The sequence below is a fragment of the Paraliobacillus sp. JSM ZJ581 genome (genome assembly GCF_044383835.1).
Taxonomy (GTDB): domain Bacteria; phylum Bacillota; class Bacilli; order Bacillales; family Amphibacillaceae; genus Paraliobacillus.
This window is the reverse complement of the sequence record NZ_JBISEP010000010.1, coordinates 30,099-54,318: the sequence shown is the minus strand read 5'-3', so window position 1 is coordinate 54,318 and position 24,220 is coordinate 30,099. Positions and strand designations below refer to the sequence as shown.

Below are 24,220 nucleotides of genomic sequence, written 5' to 3'. Positions count from 1 at the left end.
CTATGTAGTAAAATTAGATAACCTAATCCTATCATACGTTTCCATATTTTTCATCAGATTACTTTTGATTATCAAGTCGTTCATAGTAGCAGTATCCCTCTAATTTTAAGTGGGTTTTTACATTTGGAAACATGTAGATAATTGTTCAGATATTTGGTTGCAATCCCATTTAAACGTTGTATCCATCCTTTAAGTCTTCGGTGGTAATTGTTAACGTTCGAATATCGTCTAGTCAATTTGTACGAACCTTGACACCAGACTTGAATTGATAAATATCCGTATCTTTTTCAGCAGCATATGTTTTAAAGGAACGCCAAGAATCGGTGCATAATACATTTTCGCTTGAAAGTTTATGACCGATAGCCAACTCGATGCCCTTCTACATAAGTGAGATGAACTTGCCTTCTTTGCGGGAAGTGTATTTCAATAGTTCACTCACGGAAAATTTTTATTGAAGATCACTCACAGAAAAACTTTACGTAATAGCTACATTTAACCACATTTCACTTTCTTTTTAGTATAATGCAAGATAAAATCTGCTGAATGGACATTTAAGCTTTAATTTTCAGCTGGATAATCGATAAATTCAATTTATTGATCACTATCACTTCATTTCTCAACACGAGTGAACGATAAACTCTATTTATCGATCACTTTTACTTTATTTCAGATTAAAAGTGGTTGAAAAGTTTCATTTTTGGATTCTATGGTGTTTACTAAATAAAAAATAAACACTATCCACTTGTAACATTGTTTAACTGAACGCCTCATCATGGTCGGTCTCGTTGATAACGAGCCTCGTGGAACCTCTTTTTTTACAAAAAGAAATATTCTAAAGGATTGCTTATTTCATCTTTATATTCAAGTGAAAATAACAGTCCACAAAAAAGAGCTACGCCTTCCTTACGAAGGTTGGTAGCTCTTAGCATAATTACTTATTTTAAAGCTGCTTTAGCTTTTTCAGCTAATTGTGCAAATGCTTTTTCATCATTAATAGCTAAATCAGAAAGCATTTTACGGTTTACTTCAATACCTGCTAATTTCAAACCGTGCATTAAACGGCTATATGAAAGATCATTTAAACGTGCAGCAGCGTTAATACGTGCAATCCATAATTTACGGAAGTCACGTTTTTTCTGTCTGCGGTCACGATATGCATATTGACCAGATTTCCATACTTGTTGTTTTGCTGTTTTAAAAAGCGAATGTTTTGAACCATAATATCCTTTTGCAAGCTTTAATATACGTTTACGACGCTTACGTGTAACTGTACCACCTTTAACACGTGCCATAGTAATTCCCTCCTATATATCTAAACAAAATCAGTTAGTTTATAAATTATTTGTTTGGTAACATTTGTTTAATACGTTTGTAGTCACCAGCAGATACAACTGCACTTTTGCGTAGTTTGCGCTTCTGTTTTTGTGATTTGTTTGCAAACATGTGACTTGTGTATGCGTGAGAGCGTTTAAGCTTCCCAGTACCTGTTTTTTTGAAACGTTTTTGTGAGCCTTTATGAGTTTTCATTTTTGGCATGAGTAGTTCCTCCTTTTAAAACATAAACAAATATTATTTTTCTTTTATTGGTCCAAGCATTAAGAACATACTACGTCCTTCCATTTTAGGCTTTTGCTCTACTGTAGAAAGATCTTTACATTCTTCAGCCATACGTTCTAACACTTTTTGACCTAATTCTTTGTGAGTAATCGCACGTCCGCGAAAACGGATTGAAACTTTTACTTTATCACCTTTGTCAAGAAATTTCCTAGCATTACGCAATTTGGTATTAAAATCATGCTCTTCAATACCAGGGCTTAATCGAACTTCTTTGACATTAATCACTTTTTGTTTTTTACGCGCTTCTTTTTCTTTCTTTTGTTGTTCAAAACGGTATTTACCATAATCCATAATGCGGCATACCGGTGGTTTTGCATTCGGTGCAACTAGAACTAAATCAAGATTTCTTGTTTGCGCAATATCTAATGCTTCCTGACGTGATTTAACACCAAGTTGATCGCCATTTGAATCAATGAGTCGAACCTCTCGTGCTCTAATTTTCTCATTGACATTCATATCTTTGCTAATAATCAGCCACCTCCGTGAATTTTTAAAAGCGTGATGAGCTATGATCCTTTACTATTATCTAATTATATATAACAGCAATCAGACCGATCTTAATGGTTTCTATGACGAGCCTCATTGTTGATTCCATTAAAAAAGTGTCGGTACATATTGCACCCACACGTCTCCAAGTTAATATTCTTAAAGATAACCTGTCAACTACATATGCATGTGTCAATCAGGCGAGAAGCGGGTGCCTCTACTTGTCTTCAGATCATATTCAATTACACTTTTATTATCATAGCATTGCTATCTAGTGTTGTCAACTTTTTTTGTTGTTTATATTAAGATTTTTCTGGGCATTTTTTACCCGGTATTACGGATTTCAAGCAAGATCGACCTGGCAGTTTTAGAAACCTTAACAGATATTTTTTGGAATTACCGATAATGCAACATACTTTTTAAAGTATTACCGCTTAGTTTTTTTATTCAGTTAATAAAGTTATCCCTGTGATTTAACACTTTATTTATCACTTCTAAATTTATTTTAAAGTAGCAGAACAAACGCCGCTGTGGAAATGCACTCCCTTTCCGCAGGAACTGCTTCAGCTAACTCCGTAAAGCAAAAAGCGCTTTACGGAGTGGATCTTCAGCTCGTGCTGTTCCTGCAGGACAAGGAATACTTCAACAGCAATACATCGCACGAAGAAAATTGCACTTCATTTTCGAGGAGTGTCGTGTATTTCCACAGCTAAATGGTTGCTCCTAACAAATAGACGAACTTTAATTTTCTTCTTTCCAGAATTAAAATTCGTCTTTTGATAATCACCTTTTACTTATGTTCCAGCCTCTTTTTAAATTATCTTAACGCTCTTTCTCGTATTTCAGTTGTAATTTGTTCGATGAAATCAGTTAATTCAATAGTTTTAGAATCTTTTTCTCCGTAACGTCTTACGTTTACTGCTTGATCTTCCACTTCTTTATCACCAATAACAAGCGCATATGGAATTTTTTTCGTTTGTGCTTCTCGTATTTTATATCCAAGCTTTTCATCACGTTGGTCTACTTCCACTCGGGCTCCAGCAAGACGAAGTGCATCTTCTACTTCTTTTGCATAAGCTTCATGCGCCTCCAATGATACTGGAATAATTCTTGCTTGAATTGGAGCTAACCAAGTTGGAAATGCACCTTTATACTCTTCAATTAAGAAGGCTACAAAACGTTCCATTGTTGATACTACCCCACGGTGAATAACAACTGGACGATGTTCTTTCCCATCTTCACCAATATAAGTCAAATCAAATTGTTCTGGCGAATGAAAATCTAATTGAACGGTTGATAAAGTTTCGTCTTTACCTAACGCAGTTTTTACTTGCACATCTAATTTTGGACCATAAAAAGCTGCTTCTCCTTCAGCTTCTACATATTCAAGTTGCATATCTTCCATTGTTTCTTTTAGCAGTGATTGTGCCTTATTCCACATGTCATCATTGTCAATATATTTCTTTGTATCAGCCGGATCACGATAAGAAAGACGGAAATAATAATCATCAATTCCAAAATCTTTGTACACATGTTGAATCAACTCAACAACACGTGTGAATTCCTCTTTCAGTTGATCTGGACGTGCAAAGATATGAGCATCATTAAGTGTCATTGCTCGTACACGTTGCAATCCTGCCAAAGCTCCGGACATCTCATGACGATGCATCATCCCTAATTCAGCAATACGCACCGGCAAATGACGATAACTATATAATTGATTTTTATAAATCATCATGTGATGTGGACAGTTCATTGGTCGTAACATTAAGTCTTCATTATCCATTTCTAATAAAGGGAAGTTATCATCTTTGTAATGCTCCCAATGTCCACTTGTTTTATATAGTTCTACACTACCTAATACTGGAGTATAAACGTGATCATAACCTAATCGTTCTTCTAAATCTACAATATATCTTTCTATTGTACGACGAATCTTGGCACCTTTAGGTAGCCACAGCGGCAAGCCTTGACCGACTTTTTGTGAAACTGTAAATAGTTCTAACTCTTTTCCTAGCTTACGATGATCTCTTTCTTTTGCTTCTTCACGCAAGCGTAAGTATTCATCTAAGTCCGCTTTCTTTACAAAAACAGTTCCATACACACGCTGTAGCATTTTATTTTTACTATCTCCACGCCAGTATGCACCAGAAATACTTAACAATTTAAATACTTTAATTTTACTAGTTGAAGGAACATGCACACCTCGACATAAGTCAAAAAATTCACCTTGCTTATAAATAGAAACTTGTTCCCCTTCAGGTATAGCATCAATCAGTTCTAGCTTTAAATTATCTCCAATTTCCTTAAAGCGACGAATTGCTTCTTCACGAGAAATATCCTCACGTACAATTTCAAGATTCTCATCCACAATACGCTGCATCTCTTTCTCGATTTTCGGTAAATCCTCAGGTATAATGGATTGCTCCATATCAATATCGTAATAAAACCCATCTTCTATCGTTGGACCAACACCTAATTTCACGTCTTCACCATATAAACGTTTAATTGCTTGGGCCATAACATGCGCTGTTGAATGCCGCATAATCTCTATACCTTCCGCTTGTTTGTTTGTAATAATTGCAATTTCACCATCATGCTTTAGAGGAGTACGTAAGTCAAAGTACTTACCATCTAACGTTATTGCTAGTGCCTGTTTTTTTAATCCTGGAGAAATAAATTGTGCGATATCTTCTCCAGTCGTTCCTTTCTCAAATTCTTTCTTTGCTCCGTCTGGAAATGTAATAATGATTTGTTCATCCATGTTGATTCAGCTCCTTTTATTTGATAAATGATACGTTCATTAACAGAGGAGGTGATTGCATACAAAAAAACGCCCATCCCTCTGCTATATTAGCAAAGGGACGAGCGTTGACTCGTGGTTCCACCCTTAATTTCCAAATCATTTTGTGATTTAGCTTCATTCAGCCTTTAACGCAGGTATACGCTGTTTTTTACTTAAAACATTTCAAAAACAGAGTTCAGAGGTGGTAATGTTGTGCAGAGCGGACAGGAAACTTTCAGCATATGCTTCCCTCTCTAAGAACGTCATACAAACACCATGTCCTCATCATAACTTTTTTTAATCATGGATATGTTTTGTATTATAAAATGATTCATCTAAAAAATCAAGGCGATTTATTCTACATGTGCAAAAGGAAATGATTGCAAGTGCTTATATGTCACTCGTTCATGAAAAATATTCTGAACTGCTGTTGTTTTTGCTTCACTAGGATCACGACCATAAATATAAATATAACATGGGGAAAGTGCTACTATTGGTGTTAGATTTAGTTCATTCTCATCAAGTCCTACAATATACAACGGTTCTTCGATAATTACTTTTCTTAGTTCCTCAATTGAATATTTGTAACCATCCTCCCGATAAAAAGTAAACTGCTTCCCTTGTACGATATGTAGTACATTAGATTTGACCATCTGATTTTCCATATAATTTCGAATTGATTGAATAAAATCTTGATACCGTTCTTCTTGCTTCCATTCATCAATCGCATAGCCTATTTCATTAATCATTAACGTATGAAATAAATCATCATAATTACTAAGACATACTTGATAGTCTAATGGAGTCGTTTGATCCATTTCTAATAAAATAATATTCAATAATTGCTCCTTTGCCTGTAAGTCAACTGTATGTTTAGTACTCTCCCTCGTTAGTACCCGTTCAAATATTATTTCTAAAATAGCATGAACTTCTTGTTCTTCCTCAAAATAATAATACGTTTTTATCATATCAGTTAGACTATCTTTCTTTGAATGAATCACCCACATCTCTAATAGTAACCTAGCAAGTTTCACACGAAAATTTTTCTCCTCAGCGGAAGTAATGGTTATGATCTCCCCTCCTAGTTCACATACTTCACATACTAATTGTTCTCTTGCCAACTTTCTATAAAAGAACATCCTATCTACTTCATTGTTCATTAATAATTGAAACATTCACATCACCCTATCCCAATCAAACTGTTATATTATATGGGACAAGATCAAAAAAAATGATTCAATATTAGTTTGTTTTCAAAAATAAAAAGTTGCCCTAATGGACAACTTACAGTATGTTTATTCATAGCTCTTATTTTCTTCTGTTTTCTGAAAAAAGCGGGACTTGATCACTTAATTGCTTCATACGCTCAATAATACGCCCCGCCTTTAACTCTTCTACATCACCTTTTGAAGTGATCGATAGATGTTTTTCTAATTGCGATAAACTATAGTTTGAACTAAAAAACACAGGCAAACGTTCCATCATTCGATACTGTAAAATAGAGCCAAGAATTTCATCTCTAAACCAGGCTGATATCGATTCAGCACCAATATCATCTATCATTAATACTGGAATCGTTTTAAACTGTTCAATCTTATCTTGTAAAGAATCATCACCAAGTGAAGCTTTCATTTCACGAACAAATTCAGGCATATAAATCAACATACAAGCGATATGATGATCGGCCAATTCATTAGCTATTGCACCTAAAAAATACGTTTTACCTACACCGAATGGACCATAAAAATATAATCCTTTTTCTGGTGTTTTACCCGTATCTAGCGTGTTTACATAAGCAATTACCTTTCGAATCGCATCATGTCTTTTTGGATCTTGGTCATCTAATTCCCACATAGAAGCTTGTAGAATTTCCTTTGGCATGTGCAAGCTTTTTATTAGCTTTGAACGTTTTTGCTGTTTCTCATGCTCAATCGTGTACTTGCATTTTTCATAATAAATATGAATTTCTTGATCATTAATTTCGATACGCGGTTTATAGCCTGGTAAGACATTGTTCGAACAACCACCATTTGAGCAATTATCACAATTTTTATTTTGAGAATGGTATTCATACAACTTCATTAATTGGCGATCAATTGATTCTTTCCTCAACGAAGGGTGATTTTCTAAAATTTCTATCACATCTGGATCAGCTAGTATTTCTTGTTTCATTTCTACATAAACAGTTTGAAACGTTCTATTCTCCTTCATCCATTTTTTTAAGGATGTCTGAATCGGCTCCATTTAACCACCTCCGTTATGAGTGATTCTTCTTTTTATTATAGTTACGCAACAACTCACTTACATCTGAAGTAGCTTTTGAAGTTTGCTGTTTCTGCTGCACTTCTTCAACTTGTTCTTGCTGTTGTTTTTGTTTTTTAAACCAATCTGGAACGATTTCTTTTTTTACTGATTTTTGATAGAATGGCTTTTTATTCGTCGACCATTTTTGATATTTATTATGCTCAGATTTTGCTAAAGTCATTGCTTGTCTAACCGTTTTAACATTTTTTCTTGCCCAATGACTCGCAATTTTTTCTAAATAAGACTTCGTTAATTTCATATCTGTTTTCAACATAACATAATGTATCAGAACATTCATTACTCCAGGTGTTAAACCTTGTTCAGACATAACATCTCCGACCATTTTTAAATCTTGCATTGACGGCTGATTGCCATTTGATAAATCTTCTAACAATTCCCTAGGAGAAATTTCTTCTAGCATACGAACAAGCTGGTCTTGTCTACTAATAGGCTGAGCCTGTTTCGTTTGTAGCTTGTCTCTTTGATTAACTATTTTTAACGGCTTATCCTTCATAGGAGTAAACTGCTGATATAAATCTAAGCATGCCGCTTTAAATTCCTCCCTACTTAATAAGTGCTGATCGGATAAAGCCCAAACAACTGCTTTTTCTATATCTAAGATAGTTAATTGATAAAGGAAAGCCATCTGATGGATTAACTTTACATTATTAGGTACTAATATCTTTTCTGCTGGTAACATTCGATCAGACAGCAGTTGTGATAATTCATTTATAGAAATAGACGTCTCAGGAACATTAGGTCCTTGATTGTCTTTTACATCCATTGCCTTAACCGTTAAATCTTTTGCAATGGGAGTTTCGTGAAACACTTGGTCAAATGAAGCTGTGATGTTAGTTCCTACAAGCTGATCATGATTGACTCCTTGTGCAAATTGTTCATATAGCAGATTACTTTTTTCAGTACCAATTTGATGGAAAAGTAATTGTGATAACATACCATCAGCAAAAAATTGCATCGGAGTACATGGCATAATTAATTGATGCGTAAAAACAGTTTCATTTTCATTATCTAATTGATAAGTCTCTAATAATCCAATTGCTTCAAGTTTCGTTTTCGCTTGATGAATTTGCGGCAAAGTTAAATTGACAAGCTGCATGAGCGAATGATGGGTGTAAAGTTTTTTTGGATTAGGGGTAGTCAAATACTGACTTAAAAATGTCATGAATAATGAAGTAGCATGATTACCAATCAATGGCTGATACAATTGCATGAGCGATTGCAAATGTGCATACGTAAATTCTTGTTTTAAATAGATGTGATACCCTTGGTGAGGTAACAATTTTCCTATATGCTCCATTACTGTCCCCCCCTATTCTCACTTACTCTAGATAGCAAAGAAAAAAGAGCCAATTTGGCTCCATTGGCTTATGATTTATCATCGGCATTATTTATTATATCTTTTAATTCATCTAAAAAAACACTAATATCTTTAAACTGACGATATACAGAAGCAAAACGAACATAAGCTACTTCATCAATAGAAGATAATCTTTCCATAACTAACTCGCCCACTTCTTTGCTTTGTATTTCAGATACACCATTATTGCGTAATTCTTTTTCTACATCTAAAGCTAATTCTTCTAATTGCTCTAAAGCAACGGGTCTTTTCTCACACGCTTTTATTAGTCCACGTATTAACTTCTCTCTACTAAATGCTTCTCTAATACCTTCTTTTTTAACAACAATAAGTGGAATCTCTTCTGTTCGCTCGAAGGTTGTAAATCGAAATTCACAAGCCTCACATTCCCTTCTTCTACGAATGGAGCGCCCTTCTTCTATTGGTCTAGAATCTAATACTCTCGTATGCTTGTCATTACAATTTGGACAACGCATGATAACCCATCCTATTCTATATTACTTAAAATTATTTAACACTTTCAATATATGGCAATTCTTTTTTTAATTCATTGTATAATTTAGGAATTAAATTATGGCTGTAACCTAGATCAAACGGGATCGTTGATTCTGTAGTAACAGAAAAATCAACTGCAGTCTGAAATGGTTTTACCATAATTACAGTTATAATAATAAATGCTTTTCTTTTTCCTTTTAAATTAATACTGACTTCACCGTGTTCTTTTGATGTTGCTATAATATCACAACCTGATCTGTTGCGAAAGTATGTTTCAATGGTATGAAACGCTTTATCCTTTGTTGTTTTAAAATAATGTGTTTGAAGTTGCTTGTCCCAATGTTGTTCTCTCGTTTCTGAATGGTTGTTAAATAACTTCTCAAATGATTCTCTCAACCCCATGTTATGCACCTCTATCATTATATATAGCTAGTATAAGTGTAACATGTTTCATTAAAGAAAACGATGTCACAAGAATTTATTTTTTAATTTTCCATTTCGTTATGAGAGATATAATAGGTTTATTTTATAACAAAAGCTCCTTTTTCTGCAACAATCTTGAAAAGGAACTTCATTTGTTTGTTCATTTATGTTAAAGTGCACGATGTTTCGGTACAGAAATGGTTCCCATACCTCGAGGTACTTCAGCTCTTTCGCATTTTTTTGATTCTAGTGCTTCAGATATATAGTCACAAGCAACATTTGGATCAATAATATCACCACATGTATAGACGTCTATACTTGCATAACCATGCTCAGGAAAACTGTGAATCGTTAGATGAGATTCCGAAATAATAACTACCCCACTCACCCCTTGAGGCGCAAATTTATGAAAAGCTACTTCGCGAATCTCTGCACCCGCCTTTAGCGCCGCATTAACAAAAATTCGTTCAATTTGCCCCATGTCATTTAACGTATCTATATTACAATCCCACATTTCAGCAATAACGTGTCTTCCCATTGTATCCAACTGAATCTCCCCCTTACATCTTATTTCATTTCAAATAAACATGCATGTGTTGCCACGGGGGAAAGTTAGTCCAAAGATATTCTAACCCTTTAAGCAACCATTCGTATAACGCATCAAAAGTATACTACAAGTAGTTAAATATTTTTCATTACTTGTGCAAAAAAAGTATATATGGTTTTTTTATTTTTGGCAAGATTTTTTTGTGAAAATACTATGGATATAGCGCTACTTCATTAATCACATACTATGTAAATATAGCATTCATCTTTTTTATTATGACCAGTCAAATAATATTTATGTGTAGCTAAACGAATTTATCCAAAAGCTCTCTACATTGCTTTTGAGTGTCCGCTATTGATCCATTGTTATCAATGACAATATTCGCAGCTTTGGCTTTTTGAGTGATAGGGAGTTGTGATTGAATTCGGTTGGATGCCTCTTCTTTTGTTAATTGATTTCTATGCATTAATCTTTCTAACTGAACCTCAGCGTGCGAATACACGACAACCACAAGATCGACTAAATTCTCTAACTGACTTTCAAATAACAAAGGAATGTCTAAAACAATCACTGGATGTTCTTCATTAATCAACTGGTCACGTCTGGCTAACATGACCTTTTTCACTTGAGGATGAACAATGCTGTTTAATTGCTGTCTTTTATTCTCATTAGTAAATACAATATTTCCGAGTTTACGTCGATCTAACTGACCATTTTGTTGTAGGATGGACGTTCCAAAAGCACTGATAATTTGTCTGTACGCTTCTTGGTTAGGTTCTACTACTTCTTTAGCAATGCCATCTGCATCTATAACTGGTATACCATTTTTCTTAAAAAAATTTGAAACGGTGCTTTTTCCTGTTGCAATTCCTCCTGTCAGTCCTATTATTCTTGTCATATTACTCGTCCACCCTTTCTCATATCCTTACACCATCTTTATAATTCCAATTAAAATTAAAAGAATTCCTGGTAATATATTTAAACGTGTAAACGCCTTGTAGTTCGCCAGTTTCTTTCCAGCTTGCAACCCTAAAAATAGAAATGTACTTGTAGCTAAACCAACACTTATTGCTGAAAGTATAATTGGCAAACCGACTAAAGCAGATCCCGTTCCGGCTGCGAAAGAATCTAGCGACAATGCGATACCTAAAAGGATTACCTCCATCCCAGTGATGTTACCGGATTTATCCATATCAGCTAACAAAGGCTTTTTAAGAATTTGAATAACTAGACCGAGTGATTTTATTTCAATTTTCCATTCTATTCGCGTTTTATTAGCTTGTGAATCATTTGATTTACATACGGAAGTTAATACCCAAATACCTATACAAATTAATAATAGACCACCAATTATATTTGCAGCAATCGGTGTTATAAAAATTGCAATAGCATTACCTATGAGCATAGCAATGAAAAATACAGTGGCAGAAATCACGCCAATAATAATAATGGAGCGTACAGAAAGCCAAACATCCCGCAAGCCATATGTTAAAGCAACAGAAAAACTATCCACGCTCACTGCAAAAGTAAGCAATAGCATCATAAGTATCGGTGTCATTAACAAATACCCCTTCCTAACTTTACAACTATACTATATGAATAGTATATGGAAGGAGTATTTGGGCGTGCATCAAATCATTTGCTCCTAGTTAACTATTAGGAAACCTTTGGCAAACTTCACAAACATGTGTACCTCGATTAGAAACTTTCATTTTGCTAATAGGATATCCACAGCGTTTACAAGGCGTATCTTCTTGACCGTAGGCAAACAATTGCTGTTGAAACATACCAATTTGACCTTGACTATTGATATAAGATCGTATCGTTGTTCCACCTTGTTCCATTGCTTCTTTTAAAGTTTGTTTTGCCTCTTTCAAAATGCTTTTCAATTCCAAGTCAGTAAGTGAGTTCCCTTTACGTAATGGGTGTATTTTCGCTCTATATAAAGTTTCATCTACATATATATTTCCTAATCCTGCAATTACTTGTTGATCTAGCAATATATTTTTTATTACTCGACCACTCTTTTGAATGACTGGAATAATGTTTTCCATTGCATATGTCTCTTCAAATGGATCAGGTCCTAGTTGGCTTAAAGGCTTCTGATCCTCTGCTTCCTCTTTAGGAAACAAATGCATCGTACCAAATTTCCGAACATCTTGATAACGTAATTGTTTTCCACTTTCAAAGTCAAACACAACATGAACATGTTTATTTGTTTCCTCATGTGGTTTAAACACACCATACTTCCCTTCCATTCTTAGATGAGAAACAAGTGTATAATTGGTTAATTCAAATAATAAGAATTTACCTTTGCGACGAATATCATTAATATACTCACCCTTTATTAACTCAGTAAATCGCTGTACATCATCCGGATGCTTAATTATTTTAGGCCAAGTCACTGTTGCCTGTTGAATGGTTTCACCGACTACTAGCTCTTTTAATGTTTTTCTGATTGTTTCTACTTCAGGTAATTCTGGCATATCGAATCCTCTTTCTTATTTCGCATCAAACCATGTTGTTCCATAAGTGTAATCTACTTTCAATGGAACAGATAGTGATACTGTTTCTTCCATTATTTTTGGTACTAATTGCTTTAATACTTCTATTTCTTCATCAGGTGCTTCAAGAATTAGTTCATCGTGTACTTGCAATAGCATACGAGCCTGCAGTCCTTCTCTTTCTAAGGCATGCTCCAAATCAATCATTGCTTTTTTAATAATGTCTGCTGCACTACCTTGAATAGGTGTATTCATCGCTGTCCGTTCTGCAAAACTGCGTATATTAAAATTTCGACTCGTTATATCAGGAAGATAACGTCTACGGTGCATGATTGTAGTTACAAAGCCATTTTGTTTCGCTTCCCTAACAGTATCATCCATGTACGTTTTCACACCAGGATAGCTTTCGAAATATCGATCAATAAATGCCTTTGCTTCTTTTCTTGTGATTCCAAGGTTTTGTGACAATCCATAATCACTAATACCATAAACAATACCAAAGTTTACTGCTTTTGCTTGTCGTCGCATGTTACTATCCACTTGGTCAGCTGTGACATGAAAGACATCCATTGCTGTCCGTGTATGAATATCCATATCGTCTTTAAATGCTTGCAGTAATTTTTCATCTTTAGCAATGTCTGCTAACACACGTAACTCAATTTGAGAATAGTCCGCAGCAAAGATAACCCAATTATCTTTAGATGGAATAAAAGCTTTTCTTATTTTTTTTCCTTCCTCTAAACGTATTGGTATGTTTTGCATGTTGGGATCTGTTGAGCTTAATCGGCCTGTTTGTGTTAACGCTTGATTAAATCGTGTATGAATCTTTCCATCTTCATGAATAACTTTTAATAAGCCTTCAATATAAGTAGATTGCAGCTTTCCTAATTGACGATACAATAGTAATTTCGGGATGATCGGATGCTTTTCTTGTAATTGTTCCAATACATCAGCAGAAGTAGAATAGCCTGTTTTAGTCTTCTTAATTACTGGTAGCTCTAATTTTTCAAACAAAATGGGACCTAGTTGTTTTGGCGAATTCAAATTAAATGTTTCTCCTGCCAACTCATGCACTTCTTCTTCAATTTTATCCAAACGTATTTTTAATTCATCTTTCATTGTCTCTAATTGTGCTCTATCAATAGAAACACCTAAAGCTTCCATTCTACCTAAAATTAATGCAAGTGGTAGCTCTAATTCATACAATAATTCTAATTGCTGGTTTTCCTCTAATTCTTTTTCTACTTCAGCTTTTAAAGTAAATAACATGGATGTTTTTCTTCCTACATGATCTGCTAATTGTTCTTGATTTGGAAGTTTTTGTTTTGCGCCTTTACCATAGACCTCTTCATCATACAAAACTTGATTATAACCTCTTCTGTTACTAATTGCAGGAATATCATGATGATTTTCAGAAGGGTTAATCAAATACGAAGCTAATAATAAGTCAAAAACGATTCCTCTAATATCAATTGATTCACGTTGCAATGCAACCGTTACTTTTTTTGCATCAAAGACCCATTTTTTCTTGGAAGGATCCTCGGCCCATTGTTTAAATATAGATGATCTTAATGCTACATCTGTAGGAATAAAATATGTTTTATCCTGATTTGTAATGCCGAACCCCTCAATCGGTGCTACATGATAATTATCCGCTAACATTTCTACTGTTAATGCAACCGTTCCACTGAATATACTATCAGAGATTTGCTCCATTATTTCAACTTCTATATCGTCTAATTGGGCTAGCGTATTTTCATTTGCGTTTGTAGTTCCAGAAATTCTTGTTAACAAAGATTGAAATCCTAAACCTTTAAAAAATTCACTTAACTTTTCAGGGTCATACCCAGGATACAGTGTATCATCCAATTCGAGTTCGATCGGCGAATGGCAATTGATTGTAACTAATTGTTTACTCATTATTGCATCGTCTTGATGATTCTCTAATTTTTCTTTTAATTTCTTTCCGCTCACTTCATCGACATGGTCAAACACATTTTCTAATGTAGCAAACTGTTTCAATAACTTCACTGCAGTTTTTTGCCCTATACCCGGCACGCCAGGAATGTTATCTGAGCTATCCCCCATTAGAGCTTTCATATCAATAATTTGATCAGGAGATACTTCCATTTTTTCCATCATAAAAGTGGGTGTATATGCATCTATGTCACTCAGACCTTTTTTAGTTAATTGTACTTGTGTCTTGTCAGAAACAAGCTGTAACAAGTCCTTATCTCCTGAGATAACACGAATATCAAAGTCATTCGCCTCTCCTACTTTAGCCAACGTACCAATAATATCGTCCGCTTCATAATTCTCCAATTCATAATGTTTAATAGAACTAGCTTCTAACAGTTGTTTTACAAGTGGGAATTGTTCAGCTAATTCTGATGGTGTTTTCTGCCTTCCCCCTTTATAGTCCTTATATGTTTCATGGCGAAAAGTAGTTTTTCCCGCATCAAATGCAACAAGGATATGTGTTGGATTTTCATCTTCCAAAATTTTCATTAACATAGTTGTAAAACCGTATACTGCGTTTGTGTAGACCCCTTTATCATTATTTAAAAGAGGTAAAGCAAAGAACGCACGATAAAGAATGCTATTTCCATCAATTAAAACTAATTTATTACGCATTATAATAAACTCCTTTTCAAGTTGATCGTATGTAAACGAATGAATAGTCTTTATTATTCTATCATGTTTAACGAAAAATAGAAAAAACCTCACCCCCGAATGAACAAACTTCGTATAGGTGAGGTAAGAATTTATTCCGAATATAATAACTATTTTAATAAAGAAATATTAATTTCTTCTTTTACTTTACTGCTTTTAATTTAGGAAGTTCGATCGTAACAGTTGTTCCATGATCTAGTTTACTTTCTACTTGTATTTTCCCTTTATGTGCTTCAACAATATGCTTGACAATAGCAAGTCCTAATCCTGTACCACCGGTGTTTCGGCTTCTATCTCTATCCACACGATAAAATCGTTCAAAAATACGACTCAACTTATCTTCTGGTATACCTATCCCAGTATCTCTTACTACAATTACGATCATTGTATTCTCTTCTTTCACTTCAAAATTGACCGTACCACCTTTAGGTGTATAATTAATACCGTTATTTAACAAATTAATAAAAATTTGTTTTAGTCGATCAAGATCCCCTTCAATTACTAATCCTTCTGAAAGGTCAACATTAAACTGAATCATTTTTTTGTCAGCTTGATGCTGAATGATTGGAATAATTTCTTGTTTAATATTTTCAGTCAGCTGAACTTGACGGTAATTTAATTGCATTTCTTCTTTTTCTAGCTTTGATAACTCTAATAAATCATGAACTAATGCTTGAAGCCGATCACTTTCTTTGTAGATAATCTTTAAGAATTTCTCTTGAATCATGACATCACTTGAATCATCATCCAATAACGTTTCTGCAAAACCTTTTATTGATGTTATCGGTGTTTTCAATTCATGCGAAACATTTGCTACAAAATCTTTTCTTGTTTGTTCTAAACGCTTTAAGTCCGTAATATCATGAAAAACTAATACAGCACCCTTTAGCGCTTTGTATTCATTGAAAATTGGCGCACTGACAATTTCAATATATCTTTTTTCGATATCCATTTTTATTGTAAAAGCATTTTTCACTTTTTTTTCATATAAAAAAGCTTCTTGGACAACTCGATGAATAGACTTTTGTTCCAACACGTTGTAATATAAAAAACCAACATAATCTTTTCTAGATTTAGAGAAAAGTTGAAGAAACTTTCTATTCACTAAATGAACATAGCCTCGTTCATCAATCAGCATAACAGCACTTTCCATGTTATCAATAACAGTTCGCAGTTGATTCCCTTGAATTTTTTCTTGCACAGTCATTTCCTGAAGGTTTCTCGCTAACACATTTAATGCATTTCCCAAGTTTCCCACATCACCATAGTAAGATTCATAAGCCCGAACATGGTACTTACCTTTACCAAGTTGTTCTGCAACTGTAGCAGCAGAGTGTATTGGTTTAATATACCGATCAATAATTTGATGAATCATAATTAAAAAAATAATAAACCCGCCAAGTAATACTAATAAAACAATCCATTTCTCATCGTTCATCACTAACGGTATAATAATAAAGCCCATTCCAAATAATACAAGTGCTACGACAAAGGCATAACTTAAAAAAAGCTTTAATGCTGACTGTTTCATGAAGAAGGTTCCTCCATTTTGTATCCAAGGCCTCGAATCGTTTTTATGTAAATAGGGTTTTTCGTATCAGGCTCAATTTTATCTCTTAAGTGGCTCACATGTACATCTACAATTCTGGTATCACCAGCAAAATCATAGTTCCATACAGCACTTAATAATTGATCACGGGATAAAACTTTTCCTTTATGTTTTGCTAAATATAGTAGTAATTCAAACTCTTTTCGAGTAAAGGTTAATAATTTCCCATGAACAACTGCCTCATATTGTTCAGGATAGATTGTCAATGCTGCTATTTCAATTGTTTGTGTTTGGCTGTCTTTATCTTCTTTATTCGTCCGACGTAATATTGCTTTAATGCGAGCCACTACCTCTTTAGGACTAAATGGTTTTGTTAAATAATCATCCGCTCCCAGTTCAAGTCCTAACACTTTATCGAATTCATCGTCCTTTGCTGTTAGCATTAAGATTGGTGTGTCGATTTGCTTCTGTCTTAATTTTTTACAAACTTCTGTACCATCTAGCTCTGGAAGCATCAAATCAAGTAAAATTATATCAAACTTATTTGACATTGCTTTTTCTAACCCGATTTTTCCTGTATAAGCAACATCCGTCTGAAATCCTGCTTTTTCAATGTTATATTGTAGCAAAGTTACAATCGAATCTTCATCATCTACTATTAATACCTTTTCGTTCATGTATTATTCCCTCTTTTCTAACTAGCTTTCTTTTTATCATACAATGAAGCATGAATAAAGTGAATACAGTAATCGGATAAAGTCGCTAATATCATTGTAAAAAATACTTTACAGAATTTACATTGCATTTATATTCAACTGTTTATTTCATAAAAAAACTGTTACATGGGTTCATTTTATCCATGTAACAGTTTTTTGATTAATCCATATTATCAATCAATGCTTGTCCAAATACAGAAGTTTTTACTTCTGTTGCATTCTCCATCATACGAGCAAAATCGTATGTTACCACTTTTGAACCAATGGTTTTATCCATTGCTTTTGTAATTAAATCAGCAGCTTCTCTCCAACCCAAATGTTCAAGCATTAGTACACCTGAAAGGATCACAGAAGATGGATTTACCTTATCTAATCCTGCATATTTTGGTGCAGTGCCATGTGTAGCTTCAAAAATTGCATGTCCTGTTTCGTAATTGATATTCGCTCCAGGTGCAATGCCAATTCCACCAACTTGTGCAGCAAGTGCATCTGAAATGTAATCACCGTTTAAGTTCATTGTAGCAACAACATCAAACTCTTTTGGACGTGTCAAGATTTGTTGCAAGAATATATCTGCAATTGCATCTTTAATGATAATCTTGCCTGAGGCTTCAGCGACTGCTTGCGCTTTATCAGCAGCTTCACGTCCCTCTTGTTCAACAATTTGATCATATTCAGCCCATGTAAACACTTTTTCTCCATATTCAGCCTCAGCTAATGCATAACCCCAGTTTTTAAAGGAACCTTCTGTGAATTTCATAATATTCCCTTTATGCACCAATGTCACACTTTTTCTACCTTCTTTAATCGCATATTCAATCGCTGCACGAACAAGACGATTTGTTCCTTCTTCTGACACAGGCTTTACACCAATGCCGGACGTTTCAGGGAATCGTATGTTCGTTACTCCCATTTCATTTTGCAAAAAGTCAATAACTTTTTTCACTTCATTTGAACCTTTTTGCCATTCAATTCCTGCATAAATATCTTCCGTATTTTCACGAAAGATAACCATATTTGTGTCTTCTGGACGTTTTACTGGTGAAGGAACACCATCAAAGTAACGCACCGGACGAAGACAAGTGAATAAATCTAATTGCTGACGGAGAGCTACGTTTAATGAACGAATCCCACCACCAATTGGTGTAGTCAATGGTCCTTTTATGGCAATTTTATATTCTCTAATCGTATTTAATGTCTCTTCTGGTAACCATTCTCCAGTTTTGTCGAAAGCTTTTTGGCCAGCATAGACTTCTTTCCAGACGATGGATTTCGTACCGTTATATGCCTTTTCGACTGCAGACTCAATTACTTTACTAGCAGCATCCCAAATATCTGGTCCGGTTCCGTCTCCTTCAATGTATGGAATAATTGCGTTATTTGGTGTTTGAACAACACCGTTTGTTACGGTAATTTTTTCACCTTTAGTCATGTTTATGTCCCCCTTAAGTATAATCATTTTTGTAATATATCGTCTATTGACGTTCTTCCAAAGAAATAAATCGTTGGGATATTGGACCAACATACTCTGCTCGCGGACGAATTAAACGATTATTGTCATATTGCTCTAAAATATGCGCTAACCAACCAGAAGTACGACTCATCGCAAATATTGGTGTGAATAGATCATGAGGAATTTCAAGGCAATGGTAAACCGATGCAGAATAAAAATCAACATTAGCCGGCAATCCTTTTTTTTCTTGTATGTATGTCTCGATTTTAATTGACATATCATACCATTTAGATTGGCCAGTTTTATTTGTTAGTTGCTTTGACATCTCTTTCAAATACTTTGCTCGAGGATCACCAGTTCGATACACTCTATGACCCATTCCCATAATTTTTTCTTTATGCTTTAATTTTTTCTTAATATAAGGAATGGCATATTCTACTTCGCCAATTTCTGTTAACATTCGCATGACTTGTTCATTAGCCCCACCGTGAAGCGGGCCTTTTAAAGCACCAATAGCAGCAGTTACACCTGAATACAGGTCAGATAACGTTGCTACACATACTCGAGCAGTGAAAGTCGATGCATTTAATTCGTGATCTGCATGTAGGATTAAAGCTTTATTGAAAGCCTCTATTTCAAGATCATTCCCCTCCATACCACGAAGCATATACAAAAAGTTTGACGCATAACTCAAATCTTTTCTAGGTGGAATTGGCTTTTTTCCATTTCGTATCCGTGAAAACGCAGCAATTATAGTCGAAATTTTCGCCTGTAATCGAATGGCCTTACGAATATTGGTATCATGATTCATATTTTCCACTTCTGGATCGTACAAGCCAAGTAAAGATATTGCCGAACGTAATGCAGCCATAGGATGTACACTAGAAAGATCATACATATGTAAATGTTGAATCATCTCATCCGGAATTTCCATATTAGATGCAATCGTTTGTTTAAACGTATTTAACTCAGTTTGTGTTGGAAGCTTTTTATGCCATAGCAGATAAACAACTTCTTCAAAACTAGCATATTTCACTAAATCATCAATTTGATAGCCAACATACGTTAGTTGATCATCAATGATCGAACTAATTGATGATTCTGTCGCAATGACTCCTTCTAGCCCCTTGGTAGTTGACATTGCATTCCCCTCCTTTACTTTCGCATTTCCGACTTAACAAATGGAGTCAAGCGTTTTTTGAATATTCGCCCTATTTCAAAAAGTCTTCCTGTTAACACTTTTTTACTTGTGTCCATACAGTAGACCATATAATCGAAATGCAAAATGTTTTATTTTTTCAAGTAAGCTGTTAAGGGATAAAGAAATCAACCATACGCATAACCATATATGCAATACCTGCTCCAATTAGCGGGCCTACTGCAACACCTTGGAAAAAAACAACTGCTAAAATCGTCCCCATTACCAATGCTGTAGTCAAGTGTGGATCATTTGCCAGTAAATCTAATCCTCCCCTTGCTACAATGGCAACAAACATGCCAGCACCTAATGCGATCCATCCGTAGTAAGATTTAATGCTTGATAAAAGATCACTAAAGCCAATTTCACCATTGGCAATTGGTACAAGAACGGCTATCGTAATGATTGTTACTCCCCATAACATCCCTTTATCCTGTATATAGGGAAACAATTTATCATCCATTTTAAACAATTGAATTCCTAACAAAATGTAAACTGCAATCATAATTGATTGATTCTTACCAATGTATCCCAAAGCAAATAAAATTAATAAAAACACAGTTGACTGATTAAACATGCACACGCCTCCAAGAAATCATTTAAAGGGCGATTAATTTTTATATTATCACATATTTTGTCCAAATGGAAAATATCTTTATGATAGATACTATTTTTGGAGCGATTAATATGCATTCTCATCCTACCGTTCTTCGATTATTACGTCTGTTACATGTCGTTATCATTTTTCTAATAACAATTACTGTTGTATACTTCACGATCATTTATATTTATCCATTTGTCATTGCGTTTCTACTAGCTATATTACTTATTAAACCCATTCATTTTATAGAAAAAACGTTACCAGTCTCTCGGGGCGTAGCCTGTTTTTTTATCATTGTTGGTATTTTCATACTTATTACATTATTCATTGCATGTAGTACGATGGAATCAATTCAAGCTTTTAAGTATTTATCAAAACATATCCCTGTACACATAAACACGTTAGCGCAATTTGTTCAATTGCAACTAGAAAATCACATTATTCCTTTTTACAACAGACTAATGAATCAATTTGATGCATTAGAGCAATCACAACAACAAGCAATTACCCAACAATTACAACAGTCTATGCAGCAGTTGACAGAAACCAGTGCAAGTTTTATTGAAACCATGTTTACTAGCTTCATAAAAGCTTTACAAGCTATACCTGCTTTTTTTTCTATTTGTATGTTTATATTACTTGGAACATTTTTTATTTGTAAAGAATGGTACAAGCTTAAAGAATGGTATCAGCTATATTTACCTTCGTTTTTAAAAAACATCATTCCATCAATTGGTTTGGCAACTAAACATGCTTTTTTAGGTTATTTTAAAGCTCAATTACTTTTAACATTTATTTCTACATCTATTATTTATCTAGGATTTGTAATCATTCGAGTGGATTTTGCCTTCACCTTAGCGTTATTAATTGGTCTAGTAGATTTCATTCCTTATGTAGGAACTGGCTTGTTCTTCATTCCATGGATTGGATATTTATTTTTAACTGGAGATTATTCACTAACCATTCCATTAGCCATTCTGTATGGAGTTGTCATTATACAAAGGCAAATAACAGAACCGAAATTAATGGCAACACATATCGGGGTTAATCCTTTACTTATATTGATGATAACATTTATATCCTATAGATTTTTCGGAATGATAGGTATTCTTATTGCTCCATTATTAACTATATCGTTACAAATACTTCATCAATCTGGCTTAACAACATGCGTTTGGAAATATATTAAGGACGGGAGCTTGTAGAATCAACTATCTTCGGAAAATTGTGATGGTACCTTTGTTTAGTAATGTCCGTAACACTTGTTGCAATCCATGTTTAAATGGTGTTCTTGTAAAAGGGAGTAATAAGAAAAAACCAATGGTATCAGTAATAAAACCTGGTGTTAAAAGTACAACAGCGCCAATTAAAATACAGACACCATCAAAAATCTGTTCAGCAGGGAGACGACCATTGCTCATTTCAATTTGGGCGAGACGAAGCGTCTGTAAACCTTCTCGTTTCGCAAGGTATGCTCCAAGCACTCCAGTTAATAAAATGCAAAAAACAACCCACCAGCCACCAATAATATTACTTGCCCAAACAAAAATACCAATTTCTAAGGCTGGTACTACAAGAATTAATAGGAATAACCAACGAAACATTTTACTTTCCCTCCTGTTAAAGCAGATGGTTAAAAGGAGTTGTCATAAAGACAACTCCAAATGAATTAGTTAATAAACAAAATAAATTAGTGTTTCAGTTTTTTTATCCTTATAGTATGCTCGCATGTCCTTCATAAATATCACCTTTTTTGGCGTCTATCGTAATTTCTGATCCATCTTCTAAAACATTCATTGCTTTTTTTACACCTACAATGACAGGAATGCCTAGATCCAGACCTACTAAAGCAGCATGTGATGTTAAACCGCCTTCTTCTGTTATGATTCCACTTGCTTTCTCTAGAGCAGGCATCATATCTTTATCTGTTCCATAAGTAACTAGAATGTCACCATTTGAAACCTTTTGTTTAGCTTCTTCAGCATTTTTGACTAAAGCTACTTTTCCAAAACAACTACCTTTTCCAACACCTTGACCGTCAGTAAGCACATCACCGATTACATGTATTTTCATCAGATTAGTTGTACCACTTTCACCGACCGGAACACCTGCTGTAATAATCACACGATCCCCACGTTTGAAATGACCAGTTGAAAGCCCTCTTTGAATAGCATGATCCAAAACATCATCTGTAGAATATGCTAGTTGACCATGGATTGATTGAACTCCCCAAACAAGCGCAAGACGTCGACTTACCTTTTCATCAAATGTTAATGCAATAATTGGTGCTTCTGGACGATATTTAGAGATCATCCGTGCAGTATGTCCGCTTACAGTTGGTGTTAAAATTGCATCAACATTTAAATTCATCGCGGAGTGATTTACAGATTGACTAATTGCATCTGTGATTGTAATATCACTATATTTTGATAAATTGTCTAATATTGTTTTATGATCAATTCCTGTTTCAGCTTTCATCGCGATATTGCTCATTGTTTGTACAGCTTCTACAGGATAGTCTCCAGCTGCCGTTTCACCTGACAACATAATTGCATCTGTGCCATCAAAAATCGCATTTGCTACGTCAGAAGCTTCCGCACGTGTTGGTCTTGGATTACGTTGCATTGAATCTAACATTTGTGTCGCAGTGATAACTGGCTTACCAGCAATGTTACACTTATGAATCATTTCTTTTTGAACTAATGGTACATCTTCTGGAGGAATTTCTACCCCTAAATCACCACGAGCAACCATTAAACCATCACTGACTTGAAGAATCGCATCTAAGTTATTCACACCTTCTTGGTTTTCAATTTTTGGTATGATATTAATTGACGACCCATTATGCTTGTCTAATAATTCTTTGATTTCTAATACATCAGATGCACGGCGGACAAAAGAAGCAGCAATAAAATCTACACCTTGCTCAATTCCGAATTTAATATCAGCTGCGTCTTTATCTGTAATTCCTGGCAAGTTCACACTTACATTAGGGACGTTAACACCTTTTTTATTTTTAAGAATTCCTGAATTCAATGCTTTTGTTTTTAATTCATTTTTGTCTGTAAGAATTTCTTCCACTTCTAATTCAATTAACCCGTCATCCAACAATATTTTTGAACCTGGATGGACATCGTTAATTAGTTCAGGATACGTTACAGCGAATTTTTCAGATGTACCAAGTACTGTATCATCCATAGAAATGTTAATGTTATCTTCTTTAGTGATTTCTACTTGACCATCTTTCATAACTCCAGTTCTAATTTCAGGTCCTTTCGTATCCAGGAGAATTGCAACAGTTTTACCTGTTTTCTCCGAAGCTTCTCGTATATTTTTAATTCTTTGACCATGCTCATCAAAGTCTCCATGGGAAAAGTTAAGTCTTGCAACGTTCATTCCAGCCTCAATTAATTGAACTAACTGCTCCACTGATTCTGAAGCTGGTCCAATCGTACATACAATCTTTGTTTTTCTCATTGTAAAATTTCCTC

Annotated in this window: 22 protein-coding genes, 1 pseudogene and 2 other annotated features; of the genes and pseudogenes, 1 reads left to right on the top strand and 22 read right to left on the bottom strand. The window is 34.5% G+C overall.

The features are described from left to right. The 20 genes and pseudogenes from ACH6CY_RS07940 to ACH6CY_RS07845 all read right to left on the bottom strand — a co-directional run. Positions 1-373 (bottom strand): annotated as a pseudogene (locus tag ACH6CY_RS07940) (IS1595 family transposase); the annotation flags it as partial. A gap of 562 nt (positions 374-935) precedes the next feature. Then, positions 936-1,292 carry a 50S ribosomal protein L20 gene (rplT, locus tag ACH6CY_RS07935; protein ID WP_182201048.1) on the bottom strand — a complete coding sequence of 119 codons (357 nt, stop codon included), beginning with the start codon at positions 1,290-1,292 and terminating at the stop codon, positions 936-938. Positions 1,293-1,338: 46 nt separating this feature from the next. After that, on the bottom strand, positions 1,339-1,536 hold the full coding sequence (rpmI, locus tag ACH6CY_RS07930) for a 50S ribosomal protein L35 (RefSeq protein WP_374066797.1): 198 nt from the start codon (positions 1,534-1,536) through the stop codon (positions 1,339-1,341). Between the two features lie 33 nt (positions 1,537-1,569). Next, positions 1,570-2,073, bottom strand: a complete 504-nt coding sequence (infC, locus tag ACH6CY_RS07925; RefSeq protein ID WP_141652146.1) for a translation initiation factor IF-3 — start codon at positions 2,071-2,073, stop codon at positions 1,570-1,572. A gap of 134 nt (positions 2,074-2,207) precedes the next feature. Further along, positions 2,208-2,332, bottom strand: a sequence feature (ribosomal protein L20 leader region). 588 nt (positions 2,333-2,920) lie between these two features. Next, positions 2,921-4,867: a threonine--tRNA ligase gene (gene thrS, locus ACH6CY_RS07920; protein ID WP_374066796.1), complete on the bottom strand. Its 1,947-nt coding sequence runs from the start codon at positions 4,865-4,867 to the stop codon at positions 2,921-2,923. A gap of 93 nt (positions 4,868-4,960) precedes the next feature. Next, positions 4,961-5,186, bottom strand: a binding site (T-box leader). A gap of 55 nt (positions 5,187-5,241) precedes the next feature. Next, a complete protein-coding gene (ytxC, locus tag ACH6CY_RS07915) occupies positions 5,242-6,063 on the bottom strand; it encodes a sporulation protein YtxC (RefSeq protein ID WP_374066795.1) in 822 nt (273 codons plus the stop codon). A 133-nt stretch (positions 6,064-6,196) separates the two neighbouring features. Then, positions 6,197-7,132 carry a primosomal protein DnaI gene (gene dnaI / locus ACH6CY_RS07910; protein WP_374066794.1) on the bottom strand — a complete coding sequence of 312 codons (936 nt, stop codon included), beginning with the start codon at positions 7,130-7,132 and terminating at the stop codon, positions 6,197-6,199. Between the two features lie 13 nt (positions 7,133-7,145). Next, on the bottom strand, positions 7,146-8,510 hold the full coding sequence (locus ACH6CY_RS07905; RefSeq protein WP_374066793.1) for a replication initiation and membrane attachment family protein: 1,365 nt from the start codon (positions 8,508-8,510) through the stop codon (positions 7,146-7,148). Positions 8,511-8,578: 68 nt separating this feature from the next. Then, positions 8,579-9,046: a transcriptional regulator NrdR gene (gene nrdR, locus ACH6CY_RS07900; protein WP_374066792.1), complete on the bottom strand. Its 468-nt coding sequence runs from the start codon at positions 9,044-9,046 to the stop codon at positions 8,579-8,581. 31 nt (positions 9,047-9,077) lie between these two features. Then, complete coding sequence (locus tag ACH6CY_RS07895; protein WP_374066791.1) at positions 9,078-9,467, bottom strand: cytosolic protein; 390 nt, start codon at positions 9,465-9,467, stop codon at positions 9,078-9,080. A gap of 190 nt (positions 9,468-9,657) precedes the next feature. Next, the gene (speD, locus tag ACH6CY_RS07890) at positions 9,658-10,035 is read right to left on the bottom strand and encodes an adenosylmethionine decarboxylase (RefSeq protein ID WP_374066790.1); all 378 of its coding nucleotides are present in this window, start codon (positions 10,033-10,035) and stop codon (positions 9,658-9,660) included. 304 nt (positions 10,036-10,339) lie between these two features. Next, positions 10,340-10,933 carry a dephospho-CoA kinase gene (coaE, locus tag ACH6CY_RS07885; RefSeq protein WP_374066789.1) on the bottom strand — a complete coding sequence of 198 codons (594 nt, stop codon included), beginning with the start codon at positions 10,931-10,933 and terminating at the stop codon, positions 10,340-10,342. 27 nt (positions 10,934-10,960) lie between these two features. Next, entirely contained in the window at positions 10,961-11,593 is a 633-nt protein-coding gene (gene ytaF / locus ACH6CY_RS07880) for a sporulation membrane protein YtaF (protein WP_374066788.1), read from the bottom strand. Between the two features lie 91 nt (positions 11,594-11,684). Next, positions 11,685-12,521: a DNA-formamidopyrimidine glycosylase gene (gene mutM, locus ACH6CY_RS07875; protein ID WP_374066787.1), complete on the bottom strand. Its 837-nt coding sequence runs from the start codon at positions 12,519-12,521 to the stop codon at positions 11,685-11,687. A gap of 15 nt (positions 12,522-12,536) precedes the next feature. Then, positions 12,537-15,173: a DNA polymerase I gene (gene polA / locus ACH6CY_RS07870; protein ID WP_374066786.1), complete on the bottom strand. Its 2,637-nt coding sequence runs from the start codon at positions 15,171-15,173 to the stop codon at positions 12,537-12,539. Positions 15,174-15,354: 181 nt separating this feature from the next. Next, positions 15,355-16,743, bottom strand: coding sequence for a two-component system histidine kinase PnpS (pnpS, locus tag ACH6CY_RS07865; RefSeq protein ID WP_374066785.1), 1,389 nt, complete (start codon positions 16,741-16,743; stop codon positions 15,355-15,357). Beyond that, positions 16,740-17,438, bottom strand: a complete 699-nt coding sequence (locus ACH6CY_RS07860) for a response regulator transcription factor (RefSeq protein ID WP_374066784.1) — start codon at positions 17,436-17,438, stop codon at positions 16,740-16,742. Before ACH6CY_RS07860 ends, pnpS begins: the two co-directional genes overlap by 4 nt. Positions 17,439-17,637: 199 nt before the next feature. After that, positions 17,638-18,909, bottom strand: coding sequence for an NADP-dependent isocitrate dehydrogenase (icd, locus tag ACH6CY_RS07855; protein ID WP_374066783.1), 1,272 nt, complete (start codon positions 18,907-18,909; stop codon positions 17,638-17,640). A gap of 43 nt (positions 18,910-18,952) precedes the next feature. Continuing rightward, on the bottom strand, positions 18,953-20,071 hold the full coding sequence (gene citZ / locus ACH6CY_RS07850) for a citrate synthase (RefSeq protein WP_374066782.1): 1,119 nt from the start codon (positions 20,069-20,071) through the stop codon (positions 18,953-18,955). Between the two features lie 169 nt (positions 20,072-20,240). Beyond that, complete coding sequence (locus ACH6CY_RS07845; protein ID WP_374066781.1) at positions 20,241-20,705, bottom strand: DUF441 domain-containing protein; 465 nt, start codon at positions 20,703-20,705, stop codon at positions 20,241-20,243. 80 nt (positions 20,706-20,785) lie between these two features. On the opposite strand from ACH6CY_RS07845, the gene ytvI reads away from it, so the two are divergent. After that, on the top strand, positions 20,786-21,934 hold the full coding sequence (gene ytvI / locus ACH6CY_RS07840; protein WP_374066780.1) for a sporulation integral membrane protein YtvI: 1,149 nt from the start codon (positions 20,786-20,788) through the stop codon (positions 21,932-21,934). Between the two features lie 6 nt (positions 21,935-21,940). Here the strand turns inward: ytvI and ACH6CY_RS07835 are convergent, their stop codons facing one another. Together ACH6CY_RS07835 and pyk are read right to left on the bottom strand one after the other, a co-directional pair. Further along, the gene (locus tag ACH6CY_RS07835; RefSeq protein ID WP_374066779.1) at positions 21,941-22,333 is read right to left on the bottom strand and encodes an FxsA family protein; all 393 of its coding nucleotides are present in this window, start codon (positions 22,331-22,333) and stop codon (positions 21,941-21,943) included. A gap of 109 nt (positions 22,334-22,442) precedes the next feature. After that, complete coding sequence (gene pyk, locus ACH6CY_RS07830) at positions 22,443-24,206, bottom strand: pyruvate kinase (RefSeq protein WP_374066778.1); 1,764 nt, start codon at positions 24,204-24,206, stop codon at positions 22,443-22,445. Positions 24,207-24,220 lie beyond the last annotated feature (14 nt).